The following is a 22,439-nucleotide window of genomic DNA, read 5'->3' as shown; positions in this document are numbered from 1 at the left end:
GTTAGGAATAAATGTTAACAGAACAAACGGATCAAAAAGCTGAAAAGCATTCTAAAAGATTAATGAAGTTGGTTAGTCAAAAGCAGGGAATAGAAAAGTTGCTTACGGTAATGCAGGCTTTGCGTGATCCTTTAGGGGGATGTGATTGGGATTTAAAACAAAATTATCAAAGCATAATTCCCTTCACCATTGAAGAAGTTTATGAAGTGGTTGAAGCCATTGAGTTAGAAGATTTTGAGGGATTAAAAGGGGAACTTGGCGATCTTTTATTTCAAGTCGTTTTTTATGCACAAATTGCTAAAGAAGAAGGGCGTTTTGATTTTTACCAAATAGTCGATGTTTTATGTGAAAAATTAATCAGAAGACATCCTCATGTTTTTAGTGATGCTCAGTTTGAAAATGGAGCACAATTAAGCCAAGCTTGGGAAGAACAAAAGCAAAAAGAACGACAACAAAAATCGGGTATTAACCAAAGTGTATTAGATGATATACCCAAGTCACTACCCGAACTTAAGCGAGCCCAAAAAATGCAGAGAAGGGCTGCTAAAAAAGGTTTTGATTGGCAGGATGTTTCTCAAGTTTGGGATAAATTAAAAGAAGAATCTGCGGAAGTATTAGCTGCTGCTGAAAAGCAAGATTCTGCTGCTATAGAAGATGAAATAGGGGATTTACTATTCACAGTGGTTAATCTTGCACGTCATTATGGCGTTGACTCTGATATTGCGCTTCGACAAGCGAATCAAAAATTTGAACAAAGGTTCAGGCAGGTTGAATTAATCGCGGATAGACCTCTTACGGACTATAACCAACAACAATTAGAAGTTTTTTGGCAAAGTGCGAAGAAAAAGCTAAATCAAAGCGAATAACTCGCAGTATTCGCTATTTAACTCGTGATTCGTTACAAAATATTTGCTAGAATACCTTCCCGTCTTATTGGCTCCCTACTTGTTTCATTTTGCTAAACAAAATTTGTAATGCTTACCACTTTTGGGTGGGTAAATAGCTGTTTTTTAGTGCTTAAAATGAAAACAAATTAGCGTTTGAGTTTCTATCTAACATTATGTTTTAAAACGATTTTTGGCGAATTTGCATGACTAAGTTTATATTTGTTACGGGCGGTGTTGTATCATCACTTGGAAAAGGCATTGCTGCGGCTTCTTTAGCGGCTTTATTAGAGTCCAGGGGCCTCAAAGTTACCTTGTTGAAACTTGACCCTTATATTAATGTTGATCCAGGTACTATGAGCCCTTTTCAACATGGAGAAGTTTTTGTTACTGATGACGGAGCCGAAACTGATTTAGATTTAGGACACTATGAGCGTTTTGTACGTACTCGTATGACCCAATCTAATAATTTCACTACTGGCCGAGTGTATGCCGATGTACTGAAAAAAGAACGTAGAGGTGAGTATCTCGGTGGGACGGTGCAGGTTATCCCTCATATTACCGATGAGATTAAACGCAAGGTTTTTGCCGGGGCTGGTAATGCTGATATCGCAATGGTTGAAATTGGTGGGACGGTTGGCGATATTGAGTCTTTACCTTTTTTAGAAGCAATCCGGCAATTAGGTTATGAACTGGGTCGAGAAAATGCTTTGTTTATGCATTTGACCTTGCTGCCTTATATTGCCGTTGCAGGAGAATTAAAGACCAAGCCAACACAGCATTCAGTTAAAGAGTTACGCTCGATAGGTATTCAGCCTGATATTTTGATTTGTCGTTCTGATAGAACTTTACCTCCCTCAGAAAAAGCTAAAATCGCCTTATTTACTAATGTTGAAGAAAAAGCCGTTATATCACTTAAAGATGTTGATAGTATTTATAAAATCCCGGCCATTCTATACTCACAAGGTCTTGAAAAATTAATTGGTGAACGATTTAAACTGCCTGAGCAAGAAGTTGATTTAACAGAGTGGGAAAAGGTTTTATATGCTGAAGCGAATCCTATTGGCGAAGTGAATATTGCCATGGTCGGTAAATATATGGATTTAACAGAAGCCTATAAATCGTTGATTGAGTCATTGAAGCATGCGGGGTTACAAAATCGTTTAACCGTTAATATTGATTATGTTGATGCTGAAGATATTGAAAAGAAAGGTATTGGGTTGTTGGATAGCGCTGATGCTATTTTAGTTCCAGGTGGGTTTGGAGAGCGTGGCGTTGAAGGAAAAATTCAGACGGTAGAGTACGCAAGAGAAAAACAAGTTCCTTATTTAGGAATTTGTCTTGGAATGCAAGTGGCTGTTATTGAGTATGCACGTAATGTCGCTCGCCTCAATGAAGCGCATAGTACAGAATTTGAAAAAGATACCAAGACGCCTGTAGTTGGCTTAATTACTGAATGGGTTAATAAAGATGGTTCAGTTGAGCTTCGAACAGAAGAGTCTGACTTAGGTGGCACTATGCGTCTTGGTGCACAGCCTGCTTACCTAAACAAAGGAAGTAAAATTGCTCAAGTTTATGGTCAGGAAACAATTAATGAAAGACATCGCCATCGCTATGAAGTTAATGAAAATTATGTGTCTCAATTAGAAGAAAGTGGTTTAATTATTTCTGGGCGTTCGAGTTCCAACAATTTAGTAGAAACTATCGAAATTGCCGATCACCCTTGGTTTATTGCGGTTCAATTTCACCCGGAATTCACCTCGACACCGCGCGATGGACACCCACTATTTACTGCGTTTGTTAATGCAGCAAGAGAATTTAGAGTTAGCCAAGAAGGTTAATGAATAGGTTAAATGATGAATATTTGTAATTTTGAAGTTGGTATTGATAAACCTTTTTTTCTAATTGCCGGTCCTTGTGTGATTGAAAGTGAGCAACTGGCATTAGATACCGCAGGTTATATGAAAGAACTCACTGACCGATTAGGCATTGCTTATGTTTATAAGTCTTCTTTTGATAAAGCCAACCGCTCATCGCACACTAGTTTTAGAGGGCCAGGTCTTGAAAAAGGCTTACAAATTTTAGCCAAGGTTAAGCAACAAATCGGCGTGCCTGTTTTAACGGATGTGCACGAAGATACACCATTTCATGAAGTGGCTTCTGTGGTAGATGTTATGCAAACGCCTGCATTTTTGTGTCGCCAAACTAACTTTATTCAAAAAGTTTGTGAACCTGGTATTCCTGTTAATATCAAAAAAGGGCAATTTTTAGCGCCTTGGGATATGCAGCACGTTGTTAACAAAGCGCGTGCAACGGGCAACGAAAAAGTAATGGTTTGTGAAAGAGGTGCCTCTTTTGGCTATAACAATTTAGTTTCTGATATGAGAAGCTTAGCCGAAATGCGAAAAACAGGCGCACCTGTAGTATATGATGCTACACACTCTGTTCAATTGCCAGGAGGGCAAGGCAGTTCCTCTGGTGGGCAAAGAGAGCATGTACCTGTATTGGCTCGTGCAGCGGTTGCTGCGGGGATTTCTGGTCTCTTTATGGAGACACATCCAGAACCGGAAAAAGCGAAAAGTGATGGCCCAAATTCTTGGCCAATGTATGAAATGGAAAAATTATTAGTAACACTAAAATCAATAGATGATGCTGTTAAAGCATCGGGTTTTATTGAAACGGCTAAAAGCTAAATTTAAATTTTATTTTTTAATAATTAACCAATTAAATTGAGGTTGTGCGGAATGAGTAAGATTGTTGATATCATCGGAAGAGAAGTTTTAGACTCGCGAGGAAATCCAACGGTAGAGGCTGAAGTAATACTTGAAAGTGGCGCTGTTGGAATTGCGTGTTCTCCATCAGGTGCATCAACTGGTTCGCGTGAAGCATTAGAATTGAGAGATGGTGATAAAGCTCGCTATTTAGGCAAAGGTGTTCAAAGTGCTGTTGCTAATATTAATGAACAAATTAAGCCTAAACTTCTAGGTATGTCCGCAGGTTCACAGGCAGAAATAGACAAAGTTATGCTAGATCTTGACGGCACTGATAATAAAGAAAAACTTGGTGCCAATTCTATTTTAGCGGTTTCTTTAGCGGTTGCCAAAGCGGCTGCAACTGCAGCCAAACAACCTTTGTTCAGCCAAATTGGTGATGGGGTAACCTTGCCTGTACCAATGATGAATATTATTAATGGCGGTGCTCATGCCGATAATAATGTTGATATTCAAGAGTTCATGATTTTACCTGTTGGTGCGCCATCATTTGCTGAAGCGCTACGTTATGGTACAGAAGTTTTTCATGCACTAAAGGAAGTACTAAGAGCTAAAGGATTGAACACCGCAGTTGGTGACGAAGGTGGTTTTGCACCTGATTTAGGCTCAAATGAAGAAGCAGTTCAAGCAATTGTTGAAGCGGTAGAAAAGGCTGGTTATAAGCTAGGTGAAGATATTTATTTAGGGTTGGATGTTGCTAGTTCTGAGTTTTACAAAGATGGCAAATATCACCTGGAAAGTGAAGGCAAAGCATTGACTTCAGCCGAGTTTGCTGACTATTTAGCTGATTGGGTCAACCGTTATCCAATTATTTCAATTGAAGATGGTATGGATGAAAGTGACTGGGATGGTTGGAAAATACTGACCGAAAAACTGGGTGATAAAGTACAATTAGTCGGTGATGATCTTTTTGTGACGAATACTAAAATTTTGCAAGAAGGTATCGACAAGAAAATCGCTAATTCTATACTAATCAAAGTGAATCAAATTGGATCTTTAACAGAAACATTAGCTGCGATTGAAATGGCTCATCAAGCTGGTTATACCGCTGTGGTTTCACACAGAAGTGGTGAAACTGAAGACACAACTATTGCTGATTTAGCTGTTGCAACCAATGCAGGTCAGATAAAAACGGGTTCATTATGTCGTAGTGATAGAGTTGCTAAATATAACCAACTACTAAGAATTGAACAAAAATTAGGCGATAAAGCCATTTATCCGGGTAAAAAAGCCTTTAATTGCTTGTAATTTAGCGTATTATTAAGGCAAGCTTTGCTTGCCTTTGTTTGATTAATGAGAATTCTTGGATTAATACTTGTTGTTTTTATTGCTGTACTCCAATACCGAATCTGGTGGGGGGAAGGTAGTGTGCGAGAAATTAATCATCTCAGTCAAAAAGTAGCAGAGCAAGCAAAGCAGAATGATTTGCTGAAAAAACAAAATGAGCTACTTAAAAAAGAAATTTTAGCCTTAAGAAAAAATCCACAATTACTAGAAGAAATTGCTCGAGAAAAGTTAGGCTTGGTCAAGCCGAATGAAACTTTTTATCGAATTATACCCAAAAATGATATACGTTAACGAAAGAGGTTTGTATGCCAGGAGACTTATCAAATTTTAGTGGTACAGTTGCAATTATTCCCGCAGCTGGTTCTGGTAGTCGAATGGGAACTGATGTCCCAAAACAATATTTAACGATTAATCAAGCAACTATTCTTGATATAACGCTCGAAAAGTTTTTATCATATGCCCCAGTTAAGCTTATTATTTTAGTAATATCACCAGATGATAATCGCTACACTCAGTTAAAAGAAATCGATAATAAAAAAATTGTTGTTATTGATGGAGGAGAAGAACGAGTACACTCGGTTTATAATGCACTTCGTTATTTATACGATCATGGGTTGCCTGATCACACTGCGGTTATGGTACATGATGCTGCTAGACCATGTATTTCTCATCATGATCTTGATAAATTAAATCAGTCTTTTCTGAGCAATTCAGATGCTTGTTTGCTAACTGCACCTATTACAGATACGATTCAACAACTTGATGAAAAATTAACTGTACAAAAAGCAGTTGATCGTAGCTTGTTAGTAAGGGCTCTAACCCCTCAAATGGCTCAATTTATTGAATTAAAACAAGCGTTAAGAAGCGCTATTGATAGCAAAGCTTTAATTACTGATGAAGCTAGCGCACTTGTGGCGAGCGGTTATCAGGTTAATGCAGTAACGGGAAGAAGTGATAATATAAAAATTACTCATCCTGATGATTTAACCTTTGCGGAATTTTATCTAAGTCGAGAAAACGCGTAGTTGCTTAAATAAAGTCTATATCATTCATTACTAAGCAAATGTTTACTGAGGTTGACACTAATTGAAATAGGTTGAAGTATAAAACTTATCTATCAAATCACCAAGCTATTTAATTTTTCTATGGTTTTCTATTCAAAAGCAAGTTAACCTCAGCTCTGGATAGAAAATTCAAAATAATTAATAGAATCATTTTTATTTTCAATGACTTAAAGCCCAATTAAATTGAATGGCCGTTCCCACTTGGCTCAGTATGGCTATTTTTGTGGATATAAAGGCTAGTGACTGCCCTATTGCAAAGGCGCTTAACGCTGAAAGCCGCCAAAATAGACGCACTGATGACTTTTCTTATCCAGAGCAGAGGTTAACGTTAGGTCTAACTTATAACATCCCGATTATGTCACCGAAGTATCGATATTTAGCTATACTTAACTGAGTCGTTTTCAGCCAATAAAAACAATGTATCTATCGCGTTTATTTTTGATTTTGATGACACAACTAATCTTTTTAGTCTGTACTACGACTAAAGCTAATGTATTTGAGTTGGGTAAAAGACATTTTCAATCACTGAATAATGATATGGACTCCAATGTTAGTCGGACTATAACTGAGATCATCAGTGATAACCAAGGATTTCTATGGCTTGGTACTTATAATGGATTAGTTCGATATGATGGTTATCAATTCAAAGTCTATTTTTATGATGCGGAAGATCCTAATACGATTGGTGGCAATCATATACGCAGTATTTGGGTTGCTAAAGATAACAAAATTTGGGTAGGGACTATGTCTGGCGGTTTATCAGCTTATGATCCTAAAACAGATCAATTTACCCGATATGTTTATGATAAAGATAATTCTAATAGTATTTCCCATAACCGAGTGGAAGCTGTCGTTGGAGATAATCAAGGGGGGATTTGGATTGGTACTAATGCTGGATTAAATTTCCTTAACCTGAAGACGAATAAGATTACACATCACACAACAGATACCTCAGATATAACAGGTCTTAATGATAATCACATTCGTTCATTATTGATTGACCATAATGCAGATTTGTGGATTGGCTCTTGGAAAGGACTTAATAAATTAAAAAAAGGAGGTAAAGTTTTTGAAGCGGTACACTCAAATATTAGTCAAGAAAATAATTTATCAGATAAAAATATTAGTGTAATTTTTGAAGATCATGAAAATAAAATTTGGCTAGGCACAGCTAGAAGCGGAGCTGCTTGGATCGATAAAAATAATAAACTTAATTTTATTCCTGCGGAGCCTGGTAATCAAAATAAAATACAGCATCCTTGGGTTGATGGAATTATTCAAGCAAATGTTAACGAAATTTGGTTGGCAACTTATGGCGGTGGAATTGCTGTTATTGATCTTTATACAGGAAAGGTAAAAGAAAATATCAGGCATGATCCTTCAATAGATAGTTCAATTAATTTAGATAGCCTTGGTGCTATTTGGCAAGATGCATCAGGTATTATATGGGTTGGGACTTGGGGGAGCGGACTGAATAAATTAACCGCAAATAATGCAATACGCACATTTAAAAATAGCACTTATTTTAAACCCTCTTTAGGTAACTACGACTTAATTTCACTCCTCATCTTGCAAAATGGTGAGGTATGGTTAGGTTCTTCAAGTAATGGGATTGGTGTATTAGAACCAAAGTTGGGTACGGTAACACCACTAAAAGATATTATTCAGGTTCCCAATCTATTAATTGATTCGACAATTTCGTCAATGGAACAATCACAAGATGGTATTATTTGGATTGGTTCTCAACAATCGGGGCTTTTTAAATATTTTCCGAAAACACAGAGTTTTAAACAGTTCTCGAGTCAACATGGATTGACCAGCTTATCAGTTAGGGTTATACATTTTGAGTCAAAAACCAAATATTGGATAGGAACTGACAAGGGAATTTTTTTGTTTGATCCTGAAAAAGAAAGTTTTCAATATATAAAAAAGATAAAAAATTCAGATAAAGAATTTGTTGAACCGATTGTTGATCTTCAAGTTGATCAAAATGGAGTGGTTTGGATTGCAACTGATAATGGCTTGCATTATTTACCTAAAAACCAGCAAGAAATAATGACAGTTAAAGTTGATTTAAACTCACCCCAAAAACTTAATCATCATAATATTCGTACATTATATCTTGATGAGCAACAAACGCTTTGGATTACCACTTTGTTAGGTTTAACAAGGTTAATCGGTATGAAAAATGGAGAGCCTGTCTTTGAGCAGGTCGGTAATAAAAATATTTTGTTAACCAGTATTCAACCTGATAATCAAGGCCGGCTTTGGAGCGTTGAAGGCGTTTATGATCCTTCGACAAATCTCTGGAGTCAAATTAATCTAAATGATGGTATGGATATTTTATCTTGGTTTGGCTCTCATGATAAAGAAAATGATGGTACTTTATTATTTGGAGGCACTAATGGATTGCTTTTGATAAAACCAGATAAGTTTGAACCTTGGAACTATGAGCCTGCAACAGTCATCACTGACATAAAATTAAACGGTGTTTCTCAAAAAGAGCAATTTTTTGATAAGTTAACGATATCTTCTGATATAAAAAGCTTTAGCATTGAATTTGCAACGCTTGATTATTCAGCACCGCAGAGTAACCAGTATGCATATTGGTTAGAAGGTTATGATAGTGAGTGGATAAAGACAGACTCTCGGTATCGTATAGCCAGTTATACTAATATTGACCCTGGTCATTATGTTTTAAAAATCAAAGGAACAAATCGACTTGGTATATGGAGCCAAAAAAAACTCGCAATTCCTATTGCTATATTACCGACTTGGTACCAAACCAGTTGGTTTAAATTTTTAGTTTTTATTGCGACGGGAAGTTTACTGTATTTTGTTTATGTTATACGAGTAAAACATTTGCAAGATAAAAAAACAGAACTATCACTTGAAGTACAGGCAAGAACTTACGAATTATTAATTATGGGAAAGATTGGTCGAGAGCTTAACTCTTTGCTTGATCAAAAAAGTATTTTTGAAGCACTTTATAAACATATTACTCGTATTGTTGATACACATGTTTTTGCTATTGGTCTCGTTGATAAACAAAAAAAGCATATTGTATTTGAGCTCGGTTATGAAGGTAACAAAGCAATGCCTCGTCTTTCAGTTTCATTAAGTGAAAATGAAAAGTGTTCAGTTTGGTGTGTTAACCATAGTAACGAAATTTTTATGAAGAATAAAAGTGAAATATCACACTATATTCAAGGTGTTGCTCAAGCAACTGCTGGTGATTTAATGGAATCTGTTATTTATATACCATTATCAACTCGAGAAAATCATGTGATTGGCTGTATGACGATTCAAAGCCCAAAGCAAAATGCTTATTCTGTTGAGCAGCGTGAAATTTTTCGAACTTTAGCATCATATACAGCAATAGCTATTGATAATGCAATGTCGTATGAAAAAGTAGAGAACACCAATAAAGCATTGAAAGAAGCCTATAAAAAACTGCAAGAAATTAGTTCGACTGATCACTTAACAGGGTTAAAAAATCGACGTTACCTGACTGAACAAATTGGTAATGATACCGCTAAAAGTGTTCGTGATTATGTTTCATATAAAAAAAATAAAAAACCATATCCGATAGACTCTGATATTATTTTTTATTTGCTTGATTTAGATCACTTTAAAAGAGTCAATGATATATATGGACATAGTGCTGGTGACTTTGTACTCGTTGAAGTAAAAGGTTTGCTCGAGAAGGTTTTCCGTACTTCTGACTATTTAGTCAGATGGGGAGGAGAAGAGTTTTTAATTGTTGCACGTTTTGCTGATCGTCAGTTGGCTCATACTCTTGCTGAAAGGCTTCGAGTGTTGATTGAGCAGCATGACTTTCATATTGATGCAGAAAACACAATTAAAATAACCGGTTCAATCGGGTTTGCTTGCTTTCCAATAAAAACCAATGCTCCTAAAGAATATAGCTGGTTGCAGACGGTTGATATTGCCGATAAATGTTTATATGCGGCTAAAAAGACGAGTCGTAATGCCTGGGTTGGTATTGATGTTACTCAGGAAGGGCAAACAGTGGAAATACAGAAAAGCTTTTTAAAGTCACCACAAGATTTAGTAGAGTACCAACATGTCAAAGTATTTTCCTCATGTAAAACTGAGCAAAAGCTTGTTTGGGAATAGTGCTGACTTTTGCTTGTTCTATTTTATTGACTTGCTTTAACATATCAAAGTTATTCGGCAATCGTTTATTCAATGATATATAAAATTAAAAAACTATTATTTTTAATAATCAACCTTAATCAAAAATGCCTTTAGCTGATTATTGAATGCTAAAGGCATTTATAAATTAGATAACAATAAAGAATCAATTATTCAATATCTAACTGCAAAGATAAGCCTGCATGTACACCTGTAACACTTATATAATGCCAACCTTCAGTTAAGTAATTGTATTTGATTATTTCTTTATTGCCAAAATTAGTTGAACGTTCATGATGATATTCGGGACTAGCCCAATAAACATAATTATAATAGATATCAGCATTGCCTACGCCATGTTCTGTTCTTATCGTTATTTGTGAAGCATTTGAATCAATATAAAAATAAAAATAAAGCAGTCCTCCTATACCAGGGGATACACAAACAGGTTCACCACTAGTTAATGCAACATAGTTTGTTGCATATTGGCTTACACATGCGTTTGCAATAGAGTCATCATTGTTATTGACATTAATTTCAGTTTCAACTGAAGTGCTAGCTCCTAAATTATCAGTAACAGTTAAGGTTACTATATAGGAACCTTCAACAGGGTAGGTATAAGTATAGGTAGGTGTGTTCGTATCAATAATAGTATCATTGCCAAAGTTCCACTGGTAATTGCTGATAGTACCATCTGGATCATAAGAGCTGCTGCCATCAAATATAATAGGAGTGCCTAAATTAACATCTGTGGGCCCATTAATAAGTGCCACAGGAGCAATATTTTCTGTTGAGCAACTTCCCGTATTAATTGCAAAACACATTGTTTCTGCAACATCACTTATTTGGGTAATATTTAATTTTGAATAAGAGTTATCCCACCAGTTAGAATTCACTGCTGACCAGTCATTAAATACAGATTGGTTACCTAAATGAAAAAGATCATCAGCACCACCATTATTAATATTGTTTTCTAAGTGAGCCTGGTTATCTGCTTGTATGATTGATATTTGATAATGACAGGATAAAGTCATTTCTTCGCACTGATTATTGCTGCTGGATGAATTGTCAATATGCCAAATCATTAAACCTTCATCGGGTAGTTTTTTTTCCATGTGGTTGTGAAAGCCTGCTTCAATATAGAAAGCTTCATCTTTTTCTGGGTGACTATAACGATAAACAGTTCCATCATAAGCCGTTTCATATAAAACGCCTTCAGGGGCTTGGCTATCAACTTCAGGATTAAGCTCAATAACAGTTTCCCAATTGGATTGAGCTCTTAAATAGGCGTTAGGTGGTTGTGGATCAAACGAATCGTGATAAGACATTAAGCCATAACGACCAATACCTTTCGAACTTGAGTCGGTATCATAATAGTCACCATAACCTAAAATCATATGCCCATTTTCATGGCAAAAAGTACCGAGAGTGGGATAACTTTTCATACTTGTCATTTGATAAACATTCGTTGATAGGCCATTACCTAAATCGACAATAACTCCGCTTGCATGTGGCCATAAACCATTTCCCCAAGCACTATTGGCTGAACCGGCATAAAAAATATTAACCCCCATAATAATGTTACTACCAAAAAAATCAGTTGTGGTTAATTGAGTAAAATCATAACCTTGATCCCTATAATAACTGATTACTTCTGAAACTAATTCTCTTGCTCTTGTATAACCTTTACCTGAGGTATAATAAGATTTTGGTTGCGATGCACGGTAATAACCAAGCAACTCATTATTATAAGTAAGTAAGCCATTAGAAACCCTCAAAAAATAATCTCTAACAGAACCGTTATTACCATTTTCTGAGTAACCAACTTGATGTAAAAAATCATCTACTTTTTCTATGCTTACCGTTTGAGGTTCGTCAGAAAAGTCAACTAAAATGGTAAGGCCAGTAACAGTACCTACCATATTATTTTTGTCCATTTGATTTTTATTAGTATGGTTCTGATTTATTGTTTTATGAAATTTAGTAGCAAAATTTTCTGCAGTATTTAGTTGCTGTAAATAATTTTTATTTATTATTCGTTGCTTTTCTGTATAGCTTATTTGTATGTTTTTAGCTAGTTTGAAATTTTGAGATTCAGGTTCCCCTGTATAAGGAATACCACTAGAAATTAATTGTGACTTATCGTTCGATAGAACAGCATAAAAATATTTTTGCTTATCGGTATCAAATATTACAGTGTAACCACTGGGTGTTTGGGTTGTCGCATATAATGCAGAACCGTTAATAATTAATTCTACTTCTTGTCCATTCGGTAACTTGTGTTTGTAATGTTCATTTTGATAAACCGAAGCTTGGGTTGAAACACTAATGAAATAATAGATGAATGCGAACATACAGAGTTTAAAGTACTCTCTTTTAAACAACGTCATTGTTTTTTCCTGTTTTTATAAAGCTTATATGATTAAAGTTAAAAATATTGGGTTAAGGAATGTTGATAAAAATTAGATGTTTTGTGTATTAATATTGGGGGAGTAATTTCTTCCTTGTTATCTATCTATTAGTGAATATTATATCACTGTTAAAATTAACATTGTGTGACAAAGAAATAGTTAGTTATTTTCATTTTATGTTGCTGAATCTTTGTTGCTAAAAATAGATCAGATTTTAGTCAATATGATTGTTGTGGTTTTAATTTGTGCAATTGATGATGGAGACGCTACAAATAAGCAACATAAAATTAATTATTGCAGAAGCAGAAAGTAAAAATGTGTTTTCTAAAAGTCATGTAAGCTTTTAAACCATGAAAACATTTTCTACATTAAATGTTATTTCAAATAATTCATCAGCCAGCTCACATTAAAAATTGATGTCATTAATGGTAGTTGTGAAGCTGTTTTATATTTGTTCGCGTTATATAAAGTTTTATTCATTCAAAACAGTTATTTTTTATTTAAAAGTGTGAATTGTTATTGTTTTTTATTGTGTACGAAATAACTATTTGGTTGTATTGTACTAATCAGAGCTTAGATAATAAAAAGTTGTTGCATATGCGATTAATTTTTAATGAGGTTGATGAGAAGATAAATAATCTCTCATCACATTTCAATGTTCTGAGCTCGAACAAAAATAACAGAATAAAACAACTTGAATTTTGGAGAATATTCACATGCTAAAAAAAGTATTTAATAAAAGTTTATTTTTTTCGCTGATGCTAACTACATCAATCGCGGAAGCTGTAGACGATGTGCCTTCATATGGACATTGTGGGACTGAACAAGCAATGGCTAACTTATTTTCAAACGATGCAAAGGCATTGCGAGAACATTTAGAATTTGAAAAGCTTCATTTTAATCGACCTCAGAACTTAAGTTCGAGCAGTTTACAGTCTAACGCAATGACTTCTAGTGTTGCGCCTAGTTATGTCATACCAGTTGTTTTCCATGTTTATGGAACTAGTTTTAATGGCAAAACCGTTAATGATTCGATTATTATTGATGCGCTCAACAAAACAAATAAAGATTTTCAGGGGTTAGCTGCTGACTATGGTGAAATTATTCCAGAGTTTGAAAATATTAAAGATGTTTTTAATGTTGAATTTAGACTCGCTAAAAAAGATCCAAGTGGTAGAGCGACTACTGGAATAAACTATTATGCAAAAAAAAGTGGTTATGGAAATGGTAGCGGCTATGACAGTCAGATTCGCGCAGATGCATGGGACAACTATAAATATTTAAATGTTTATATTCAAAATGATTTATACAATGATGGTACAACGACTAACTCTGGTGTTGCGTGGTATCCAAATACAGGCATGTCAAACAATAATACGGCTCGCGTTGTTTATAATGGTGCTTATCTTGGAAGCAATACCAGCGAGAATTTTCGCTCGGTATTAACTCATGAGTTTGGTCATTACTTAAACCTGATTCATACATTTCAGGGAGGGTGTAATTCAAGTAATGAAAACCGTTGCTCATCAACGGGTGATCAAATCTGCGATACGCCGCAGGTTGATAATTCTGGTCTACAATCGACTAACTGTTTAGGGCAAATGACTAACTGGCAAAATTTTATGCATTATTCTGATCAGTATGCTAATTTTACTCGCAATCAAGTTGATCGAATGGTTAATGCAATGAACCATGCGGCTCGAAAAACTTTATGGACACAACAGAATTTGGAAGATACAGGAACTGATGGAGGCACAACTCCGCCTCCACCAAGCGGCGATGAATTAGTGAATGGTCAATCTGTAAGTCTTTCTGGCGCGGCTAAATCATCGAAATATTTCACACTTAAAGTTCCTTCTAATGCCTCTAATCTAAGCTTTAACATAAATGGTGGTTCGGGAGATGCTGATTTATATGTTAAGTTTGGTTCAAAACCAACGTTAAACAGTTATGATTGTCGTCCTTACAGAAATGGAAATAATGAAACTTGTGACATCAGTAATGCTTCTGTAGGAACTTATCATGTAATGCTTTATGGATATAATGCTTATTCATCAACGAATTTAACAGGTAGTTTCAAAACCGGACAAACACCTCCGCCAAATAGTAGTGTACCCAATGCTTGTGCTTCTCAATCTCCGATAACCAGTGGTCAGTTAAAAGATGGTGTTGCTGCATGTTTGGGACAAAAAAATAGAATTGGTTTATACATTGGTGATGTATCAAGTCATCAAACCATTGCAATTACAACAGGGCATGGTTCGGGCGATTTGAGTTTAACTTATCGTAACGGCGGTTGGCCGAACGGAAGTACTTATGATGCAAAATCAAGTAATGCAGGTAATACTGAATGTATTTATGTAACAGGTAAAAACGCTGATTATTGGTCTTACTTATATGTCGAAGGTAATGCCAGTGGTGCATCTATTATTGTCGATTTTGATTCTGCGGCTTGTCGATAGAAAATAAATAGGCTCGTTAATATCTAAAAAATGCTGCCTAACTTCGGTGGCATTTTTTATGATTGTTGATATTATAAAAAAGGCACTTCATATCAATGAAGTGCCAAGGTGAAGGCAGGTGATAACCCGCCGCTTTGGTTAGATTAAAGATGAAAAAGAAGGGAGTTGTTCATCTTTAATCTGGTTGAGCCTTTAATTTTGTGCAAGTTGTTCTTCTGACTGAGTAATGAAATTGACACTTACTTTACGTGCTAATGCATAAGAGTCTACATTTGATTGTTCAGCAACAACTTCAATTTCACCATGAGCAGTTCCCAATAAACGTTTAGTATCAATTCCAAATGACTCAAATACTTGTTTTACTTTGTCTACTCGTTGTTGTGAAAGCGTAAGGTTATCTGCTTTACTTCCTCTTGGGTCACTATAACCATCTAGTCGAATATTTAATTCAGGGTATTTACTAAGAATTGAGGCGACTTGTTTTATATTTTCATAATCTGAACTGGCTAACTCAGCTGAATTTGTTGTAAACATCAAATTTAAAGTTAAACCATCTGTTGCCCAGTCTGTTTCAGTAGAATTCGCCATTTCTTCTGCTTGGCTTAACTTTTCTTTTAATAGCGCTTCTCTCTGACTTGTTAATTCTAACTCCATTTTTACATCATCTAATCGTCCTGCTTTTTCTACTTGCTCTCCAACAAGTACACCTGCGACTGCGCCAACTAAAAAGCCAACAGGGCCGCCAATCGCTGCGCCAGCCAATGCACCTGATGCAAAACCAATATTCTCTTCTTTGCTTGAAGCTTTAGCTTGTCCGGCTTGAATAATGCTTGTTACTAATAATGTTGAAATAACGATTACTTTTTTCATTGTTTATTCCTCTTTTTTATTTAATCTAAAATGGAAGCCAAACTGCTAGCCAATCAATATTTGTTAAGTATAAAAATAACCGTCCTTGGTTGTTCCTTGAATCCTCTGTCTCCTAAATCCTTGGCTCCTTGATTTCGCATGGTCTGTTTGTTCAACCGGGAGGACTGTTTGCCTCATCTCGTTTGAACAATTCCATTAAACCGTGATAAAAAGGCATTGGCATTGAGTAAACAGGGTAGTTCAAGGGCAAAAAGTGGCAAAACAATGGCTTTTAGTTTTCAATAGTTTTTTATGTTGTTAAATAAGGTAATATTTAGGCTAGATAATTAGGGTGAATAATAAGGGGGAAAAATGGGCAAGCGAATAGCGTTAGTAGAAGATGAGAAGGCCATCAGAGATAATTATTCTGCTTCTTTACGCAAACAGGGCTATGATGTATTTGGTTATGCAACTAAGCAAGAAGCGCTAAAAGCGTTTGAAACAAGGTTGCCTGATCTAGCTATTTTAGATATTGGTTTAGGTGATGAGCCTGAAGGCGGGTTTGAGCTTTGCCGTTATTTGAGGGCTCAGTCAGATACTTTACCAATTATATTTCTAACGGCTTTAGATAGTGAATTTGATACCATCTCTGGTTTGCGCTTGGGGGCTGATGATTATTTAACCAAAGATATTAGCTTGACTCAGGTATTAGTCAGAGTTTCGGCGCTTTTTAGACGAGTAAATGCTTTAAAGTCTAGCGGTGTTAGCGCCGAAGAGCTAGTTGAAACGGGAGATTTATTACTTGATATTAATCGAATTACTGCGGCCTGGAAAAAACAGGCGCTTGATATTACCTTAACAGAGTTTTGGGTGTTGCATGCCTTAGCTAAAAGACCTGGACATGTTAAAAGCCGTGAGCAACTTATGGAAGCTGCTAAAGCTGTGGTTGATGATAGTACGGTAACGTCACACATTAAAAGGCTTAGAAAAAAGTTTGTGGCGGTTGATGAAGCTTTTGACCGTATTGAAACTGTTTACGGTATGGGATATCGCTGGAAGACTTAGTGGTTAAAACACATACTGATTACAAAAAGATAATAATTCAGAATAGAAGGGTTCACATTGAATGCTGCTTAATCCAGCTCGCTGGCAGTTAAAAGCTAAATTTATTTCTATCATTTTACTGGTATTGCTTATTCCGGTTTCTTCGGTTGCCTTGTTAAAAGAAATTGAAAAGTCACTGGTTGAAAGTTTAAAGAATAACCTTTTGCTTTCTGCCAAACTCTACAGTTTACAACTGTCTAATAATAGCCAATGGTTTGAGGAAAGTCGTTTACCACTTACCAATAATTATGTTGCCGATGAGTTATTTGTTTTTCCTTTACAGCAGACCTTGATGGTTGATGGATTTTTTGAAGAATGGCTTTTTATTGAAAAGTTTAGAAAAGATTTTTTTGCCAAAAAACATACTGACAAAATGGGCGTGTTATTAGGTTCATTTGATAATAATCTCTACCTGTCAATCAAGGCTTTAGATAAAAAAGTGGTTTATTCTGAAATGGATCCCATCTTTCGATTTGATCAATTGGTGATCAATTATGTTGATAATGATATTCCACAAAGAATTTTTATTTTACCCAAAGCTCCTGGAAAAATTCCTATTAATCAATATATTAATAAACAAATGAAAATTGATTGGCGTTTTAGCGCTTATTGGGTTGAAACCGAAGATGGATTTAATGTTGAAATTAAATTTCCTACAAGCGTTAAGCCTACGCAAATTCAAGTCCTTTATTATGATACTGATTTAAAAAGGAGTAAAAACTTTCAAAATATTATTGCCTCAAGCCATATTGATATGAGCCCAATTGTTTGGCCTTCAAGACGACTCAATGCATTTGTGAAGCAGGTTGATACGATTCCTGGGCAACGTGTTTGGGTGTTGGATTCTGATGGCCGAGTATTGGCAAGAAAAGGAGACTTAGATCATACGATTGCTAGTGGAAGCAATTCTTTAATGAATTGGTTGCTTACCTATTTATCTGATAGTGTGGTAGATACGCGTGGTGATCGATTGCGGTTGAACTCTTCTATTATTTTTAATGCACTTCAGAAAAAGGCTACTAGTCAAATTGAAACGCCTTTGGGAAGCGATTTTTCTGTTGCTCTTGCTGCCAGCCCTATCTTAGTCGATAATCAATTGTTGGGAATCGTTTTAATTGAAGAAAACGTAGCGAGAGTGCAACTATTACAAAAGCAAACTTTGACTCAGCTGTTATATGTAATGCTGGCAATAATCTTTATTATAATGGCAATTATTGGTTGGTATGTTTCAAAGTTAGTTAATCGAATCACTCATTTAAAAAATAAAATTAACTCTGTTGTTGATGAGCATGGCAGAATGTCAACCGATGTTGAGCTTGTAAAACAGGAAGGTGATGAAGTCGCTGAGTTAAATAATGCCTTTGTGGAAATGAGTAATAAAATATATGATTATAATGATTATTTAGAAAAGCTAGCTTCTAGACTGTCACATGAAATTAGAACGCCAATTGCAATAGTACGTTCATCTTTGGATAATTTATTACTAAATCATCACGATAAAGATAGTGTTGAAGCTATTCAACGAGCGCTTAATGGTACACAAAGGCTAGGCGAAATTATTTCTCGTATGCGTCAAGCTAGTAGTGTAAAAAATGCGATGCAAAGTGCTAGTTTTGAACTAGTCGATTTAAGTGAGTTTGTGAAGCAAATGGTGTCTGGGTTCCAAATGTCATTTTCACAGTATGAATTTATCTGCAAAACGCCAGAGGTAGCTGTTGAGAAAAAGGTATCACCTGATTTGTTAGCTGAATTACTTGATAAATTATTAGCGAATGCGATGGATTTTTCTATTAAAACTCAACCCATTACTGTTGAGCTGAAAGATAGTGAGTTGGAAACCGAAATTTTGGTTTCTAACTCGGGTCCAATTATTCTAAACAAAAATAGACACAAAATATTTCAGTCATTAGTTTCTATACGAGATTCCCAATCATCTGGTCAGTTGAATCTTGGGCTAGGGCTTTACGTGGTTAAATTAATTGCAGAATTTCATGGCGCAAAAGTCAAGTCACAAAACCGGGTTGATGAGAGTGGTGTTGTAATGAGTGTTACTTGGAAAAAGTAAATTAAGTATGCTAGTTAACCTCAACTCTGGATAAGAAAAATCATCAGAGCGTCTATTTTGGAGGCTTTCTGCGTTAAGCGCCTTTGCAATAGCTCGCTATTGCGGCAATCACTTGCCTTGATATCCACAAAAATAGCCACTCTGAGCTCAAGTGGAAACGGTAATCCAATTTAAATGGGCTTTAAGTTATTGAAAATAAAAGTGACTCTATTAATCATTTTGAATTTCCTTATCCAGAGTTGAGATTAGTTAATAATAGTGGCTTTTTCCAAATGTTCACCTTTCCATTAGTTGATCTAAAAAAGAGCCTAACTGCTGACTTTCTTTAATGTAGTAATCGGCATTCCATTTTTTAGGATTTTGCTCTGATAAATAACCCCATTCTGCACAAATGGATTTTATATTTGCTTTTTTTGCCGCGATTATATCTCTTTCATCATCGCCAATATAAAGTGATTTTTCTGGCGCAACTTTAGAGAGTTTGCATGCTTGTATAAGTGGGTAGGGATCGGGCTTTTTTTTAGTATAAGTGTCACCAGAAATAATAACCGATGCTTGTTGAGTAAAACCTAATTTTGTAACAATTGGAGTGGTTAAAAATTCAGGTTTATTAGTAATGATTCCCCAAGTAATATTATTTTGAGTTAATTTATCAAGACATTCTTGGATACCGGGAAATAATAGGGTGTCACGTTCGAGCGTATTTTCATAATACTTTAAAAATTGAGCTTTCAGTGCTTCAAATTCTGAATGTGTATGATCTATATTAAAACCCAGTTTGATTAATGCTGGGGAGCCTCCAGAAACATAAGGCCTTGCTTTTTCATAAGGAAGTTTTTGCTTCCCTTGAGAAATAAGTAGTTCATTAATAGCAAATACTAAATCTGGGGCTGTATCTGCCAGCGTGCCATCAAAGTCAAAAAAAATAGCTTTAATCATATTTTAATTCTTGGTTGTTAATGAGTTTTTATAGAATGTTAATGAAATCAGTTCACTCGTTTAAAATGAACAATATAATTAACATCAACACCTTTATCTAGCTTATATATTTTACTTAAAGGGTTGTAGTGCATACCAATTATATTTTGCATTTCTAAACCTGCTTGTCGCGACCAATGGGCTAATTCAGAAGGTTTGACAAATTTTTCGTATTGATGAGTCCCTTTAGGAAGCATTTTTAATAAATATTCTGCACCAATAATCGCAAATGCAAATGCTTTAGCTGTACGATTAATAGTTGAAAAAAATAAATCGCCGCCAGGTTTAACGAGTTGAGCACAAGCCATTACCACCGAAGCAGGATCTGGAACATGCTCAATCATTTCCATACAAGTCACTAGATCAAATTCAGCGGGGTGTTCTTGCGCTATTTCTTCAGCAGTAATCTGTCGATAGGTAACGTTTTGCCCGGATTCCAACTGATGAAGTTTAGCGACTGATAACGGCGCTTCGCCCATATCAATACCCGTCACTGTTGCGCCAGATGCAGACATTGAGTCGGCTAAAATACCTCCACCACATCCTACATCAATAACTTTTTTATTCGCCAGCCCTTGAGTGTATTTTTCAATGTAGGCTAACCTTAATGGATTAATATCATGAAGTGGTTTAAATTCACTTTCTTTATCCCACCAGCGTGATGCCAAATCTGAAAATTTTTTTATTTCTGCTGCATCAACATTTTGCGTTGTTGTCATTTTAATTCCTGTTTATGTGTTAGAGCACATCAAATACTTTGACTATAGAGACTATATTACTTAGTCGCTATCTTTGGTTGATCTTTTGTTGCCACTGACGCGTATTATTTAAAATAAGTGATTGGTTTAAAGTCGTTAACTCTCTGTTTTTAAGTAGTGCTTTACCATTAACCCATGTATGGGTAACTTGGTTTCTAGAACAAGCATATACAATTTGCGATATAGGGTTGTAAACAGGTTGCGTTTCAATGGTATTTAAATCAATTGCAATCATATCAGCTGATTTGCCTATTTCTAAAGAGCCTATTTTTTCCGATAAACCAAGCGCTTTTGCTCCTCCCATAGTTGCTGCATACAATGTTTGATAAGCGGAAAGTGCTGTTGGATTGAGTGTACTCAATTTTGCTAATAAAGAAGCCGTTCTAACTTCATCAATCATGTCTAAATCATTATTGCTGGCAGCACCATCAGTTCCAATTGCTAAATTAACACCAGCTTCTATCAATTGCTGCATTGGGCATGTACCACTCGCAAGTTTCATATTCGATTGTGGGCAGTGAATAACATGACTGCCAGACTCTGCAAGCCATTCAATTTCATCAGTGTTTAATTGAGTCATATGGACTGCATTTAACAGGGGAGACAGCAGGCCAATTTCTTTGAGTCTGGTTAATGGTCTGACTCCATGCTGCTTAGTGAAAGATTCAACTTCATAAGCTGTTTCGTGCAAGTGAATTTGTAAAGGCAAATAAAGCTCATTACATAACACACCTATTTTTTCTAAGCTCTCTTTTGATACGGTATAAGGAGCATGAGGGGCAAAATTGAAGCTAACAGTGTTGCTGTGTTTGTACTGATCAAAAATATCGAGACCTTTATCGATACAATCTTGAGCGTTTTTTGCCCAGTTTGTCTCAAAGTCGACCACAATAAGCCCAATGCTACTGCGAATACCTGATTCACGCACGGCTTTAGCAATTTGGTTTGGCATAAAGTACATGTCTTGAAAGCATGTTGTACCTGAGCGAAGCATTTCTGCAATGGCATGTTGGGCACCTTGATAAACAAAAGTGTCGTCTACAAATTGTGTTTCAACAGGCCAAATTGCTTTTTCTAGCCACTCTTTTAGCGGTAAATCGTCTGATAATCCACGCAACAGGTTCATTGGTGAGTGGCAATGACTATTGATAAAACCAGGCATTAAGACTTGGCCATTGAGTTGAGTTACTGTCGTGTCTGGATATTTTTGTTCCAATTGTGTATTCGGCAAAATATCTGTGATGCTGTTGTTTGTAACAACAACGGCATGTTTTTCAAGCCAGTGATTCGGTTTGCTCATTGGAATCACCCAGTCGGCACTGATTATTTGGGTTGTTTGCTGGTTAGAGGAAGTATCCTGCATGGTTAGATCACTGATTTTATTTGTTATCGGACAAAGTTATTAATATTTTACCTGTTTTTATTCATCGTCAAAAGCCTCAAAGTATCGGAAAGTTGCTTATAATACTTATTAATGACATTTTTAATGATAATAAAGAAAGGATTTTTGATAGACATTTTCCAGTTATTTAAGCCGATGATATATTTGAGAAATGGTTATGTAGGATTAGTTGTTCTGATTCAAAGTGATAAAACAATGAAGATGTGAATAGTGCTTGATGATTTGAATACCAAAATTGCACCGTAA

At 35.7% G+C, this 22,439-nt stretch carries 16 protein-coding genes; 11 read left to right on the top strand and 5 right to left on the bottom strand.

Going from position 1 to position 22,439, the window contains the following annotated elements; all coding sequences use genetic code 11:
- The first annotated feature begins 11 nt into the window (after window positions 1-11).
- The 8 genes from mazG (at window position 12) to ACT5E3_RS14155 (ending at window position 10,146) form a co-directional block, all read left to right on the top strand.
- Window positions 12-866, top strand: a complete 855-nt coding sequence (gene mazG, locus ACT5E3_RS14190) for a nucleoside triphosphate pyrophosphohydrolase (RefSeq protein WP_444994202.1) — start codon at window positions 12-14, stop codon at window positions 864-866.
- Between the two features lie 224 nt (window positions 867-1,090).
- Window positions 1,091-2,725, top strand: a complete 1,635-nt coding sequence (locus tag ACT5E3_RS14185) for a CTP synthase (protein WP_444994201.1) — start codon at window positions 1,091-1,093, stop codon at window positions 2,723-2,725.
- Window positions 2,726-2,737: 12 nt separating this feature from the next.
- Complete coding sequence (kdsA, locus tag ACT5E3_RS14180) at window positions 2,738-3,577, top strand: 3-deoxy-8-phosphooctulonate synthase (protein ID WP_444994200.1); 840 nt, start codon at window positions 2,738-2,740, stop codon at window positions 3,575-3,577.
- Window positions 3,578-3,628: 51 nt separating this feature from the next.
- The gene (eno, locus tag ACT5E3_RS14175) at window positions 3,629-4,903 is read left to right on the top strand and encodes a phosphopyruvate hydratase (RefSeq protein ID WP_444994199.1); all 1,275 of its coding nucleotides are present in this window, start codon (window positions 3,629-3,631) and stop codon (window positions 4,901-4,903) included.
- A gap of 45 nt (window positions 4,904-4,948) precedes the next feature.
- Entirely contained in the window at window positions 4,949-5,233 is a 285-nt protein-coding gene (locus ACT5E3_RS14170) for an FtsB family cell division protein (RefSeq protein WP_444994198.1), read from the top strand.
- A gap of 14 nt (window positions 5,234-5,247) precedes the next feature.
- Entirely contained in the window at window positions 5,248-5,967 is a 720-nt protein-coding gene (gene ispD / locus ACT5E3_RS14165) for a 2-C-methyl-D-erythritol 4-phosphate cytidylyltransferase (protein WP_444994197.1), read from the top strand.
- Between the two features lie 226 nt (window positions 5,968-6,193).
- Complete coding sequence (locus tag ACT5E3_RS14160) at window positions 6,194-6,400, top strand: hypothetical protein (protein WP_444994196.1); 207 nt, start codon at window positions 6,194-6,196, stop codon at window positions 6,398-6,400.
- A 53-nt stretch (window positions 6,401-6,453) separates the two neighbouring features.
- Complete coding sequence (locus ACT5E3_RS14155; protein ID WP_444994195.1) at window positions 6,454-10,146, top strand: diguanylate cyclase; 3,693 nt, start codon at window positions 6,454-6,456, stop codon at window positions 10,144-10,146.
- Between the two features lie 188 nt (window positions 10,147-10,334).
- On the opposite strand, the gene ACT5E3_RS14150 is transcribed toward ACT5E3_RS14155, so the two are convergent.
- Window positions 10,335-12,554 carry a M6 family metalloprotease domain-containing protein gene (locus tag ACT5E3_RS14150; protein ID WP_444994194.1) on the bottom strand — a complete coding sequence of 740 codons (2,220 nt, stop codon included), beginning with the start codon at window positions 12,552-12,554 and terminating at the stop codon, window positions 10,335-10,337.
- A gap of 737 nt (window positions 12,555-13,291) precedes the next feature.
- Here ACT5E3_RS14150 and ACT5E3_RS14145 point away from each other — a divergent pair.
- Window positions 13,292-15,037, top strand: a complete 1,746-nt coding sequence (locus ACT5E3_RS14145) for a M43 family zinc metalloprotease (protein WP_444994193.1) — start codon at window positions 13,292-13,294, stop codon at window positions 15,035-15,037.
- 192 nt (window positions 15,038-15,229) lie between these two features.
- On the opposite strand, the gene ACT5E3_RS14140 is transcribed toward ACT5E3_RS14145, so the two are convergent.
- A complete protein-coding gene (locus ACT5E3_RS14140; RefSeq protein ID WP_444994192.1) occupies window positions 15,230-15,907 on the bottom strand; it encodes an OmpA family protein in 678 nt (225 codons plus the stop codon).
- 351 nt (window positions 15,908-16,258) lie between these two features.
- On the opposite strand from ACT5E3_RS14140, the gene pdsR reads away from it, so the two are divergent.
- On the top strand, window positions 16,259-16,951 hold the full coding sequence (gene pdsR, locus ACT5E3_RS14135) for a proteobacterial dedicated sortase system response regulator (RefSeq protein WP_444994191.1): 693 nt from the start codon (window positions 16,259-16,261) through the stop codon (window positions 16,949-16,951).
- Between the two features lie 61 nt (window positions 16,952-17,012).
- A complete protein-coding gene (locus ACT5E3_RS14130) occupies window positions 17,013-19,055 on the top strand; it encodes an ATP-binding protein (protein WP_444994190.1) in 2,043 nt (680 codons plus the stop codon).
- A gap of 276 nt (window positions 19,056-19,331) precedes the next feature.
- Here the strand turns inward: ACT5E3_RS14130 and ACT5E3_RS14125 are convergent, their stop codons facing one another.
- The 3 genes from ACT5E3_RS14125 to ACT5E3_RS14115 form a co-directional block, all read right to left on the bottom strand.
- Window positions 19,332-19,994, bottom strand: coding sequence for an HAD family hydrolase (locus ACT5E3_RS14125; protein WP_444994189.1), 663 nt, complete (start codon window positions 19,992-19,994; stop codon window positions 19,332-19,334).
- A 47-nt stretch (window positions 19,995-20,041) separates the two neighbouring features.
- Window positions 20,042-20,752: a bifunctional 2-polyprenyl-6-hydroxyphenol methylase/3-demethylubiquinol 3-O-methyltransferase UbiG gene (gene ubiG / locus ACT5E3_RS14120; protein ID WP_444994188.1), complete on the bottom strand. Its 711-nt coding sequence runs from the start codon at window positions 20,750-20,752 to the stop codon at window positions 20,042-20,044.
- 67 nt (window positions 20,753-20,819) lie between these two features.
- On the bottom strand, window positions 20,820-22,091 hold the full coding sequence (locus tag ACT5E3_RS14115) for a TRZ/ATZ family hydrolase (RefSeq protein WP_444994187.1): 1,272 nt from the start codon (window positions 22,089-22,091) through the stop codon (window positions 20,820-20,822).
- Between the last annotated feature and the right edge of the window lie 348 nt (window positions 22,092-22,439).

The organism is Aliikangiella litoralis (genome assembly GCF_052495765.1).
The sequence above is the reverse complement of the archived record's forward strand: the minus strand, read 5'-3'. Positions and strand labels throughout refer to the sequence as shown.

What these genes read in the sequence shown, in the direction of transcription:
- mazG (WP_444994202.1), top strand. Translation starts at nt 12, where the DNA reads ATGTTAACAGAACAAACGGATCAAAAAGCTGAAAAGCATTCTAAAAGA.
- ACT5E3_RS14185 (WP_444994201.1), top strand. Translation starts at nt 1,091, where the DNA reads ATGACTAAGTTTATATTTGTTACGGGCGGTGTTGTATCATCACTTGGA.
- kdsA (WP_444994200.1), top strand. Translation starts at nt 2,738, where the DNA reads ATGATGAATATTTGTAATTTTGAAGTTGGTATTGATAAACCTTTTTTT.
- eno (WP_444994199.1), top strand. Translation starts at nt 3,629, where the DNA reads ATGAGTAAGATTGTTGATATCATCGGAAGAGAAGTTTTAGACTCGCGA.
- ACT5E3_RS14170 (WP_444994198.1), top strand. Translation starts at nt 4,949, where the DNA reads ATGAGAATTCTTGGATTAATACTTGTTGTTTTTATTGCTGTACTCCAA.
- ispD (WP_444994197.1), top strand. Translation starts at nt 5,248, where the DNA reads ATGCCAGGAGACTTATCAAATTTTAGTGGTACAGTTGCAATTATTCCC.
- ACT5E3_RS14160 (WP_444994196.1), top strand. Translation starts at nt 6,194, where the DNA reads ATGGCCGTTCCCACTTGGCTCAGTATGGCTATTTTTGTGGATATAAAG.
- ACT5E3_RS14155 (WP_444994195.1), top strand. Translation starts at nt 6,454, where the DNA reads ATGACACAACTAATCTTTTTAGTCTGTACTACGACTAAAGCTAATGTA.
- ACT5E3_RS14150 (WP_444994194.1), bottom strand. Translation starts at nt 12,554, where the DNA reads ATGACGTTGTTTAAAAGAGAGTACTTTAAACTCTGTATGTTCGCATTC.
- ACT5E3_RS14145 (WP_444994193.1), top strand. Translation starts at nt 13,292, where the DNA reads ATGCTAAAAAAAGTATTTAATAAAAGTTTATTTTTTTCGCTGATGCTA.
- ACT5E3_RS14140 (WP_444994192.1), bottom strand. Translation starts at nt 15,907, where the DNA reads ATGAAAAAAGTAATCGTTATTTCAACATTATTAGTAACAAGCATTATT.
- pdsR (WP_444994191.1), top strand. Translation starts at nt 16,259, where the DNA reads ATGGGCAAGCGAATAGCGTTAGTAGAAGATGAGAAGGCCATCAGAGAT.
- ACT5E3_RS14130 (WP_444994190.1), top strand. Translation starts at nt 17,013, where the DNA reads ATGCTGCTTAATCCAGCTCGCTGGCAGTTAAAAGCTAAATTTATTTCT.
- ACT5E3_RS14125 (WP_444994189.1), bottom strand. Translation starts at nt 19,994, where the DNA reads ATGATTAAAGCTATTTTTTTTGACTTTGATGGCACGCTGGCAGATACA.
- ubiG (WP_444994188.1), bottom strand. Translation starts at nt 20,752, where the DNA reads ATGACAACAACGCAAAATGTTGATGCAGCAGAAATAAAAAAATTTTCA.
- ACT5E3_RS14115 (WP_444994187.1), bottom strand. Translation starts at nt 22,091, where the DNA reads ATGAGCAAACCGAATCACTGGCTTGAAAAACATGCCGTTGTTGTTACA.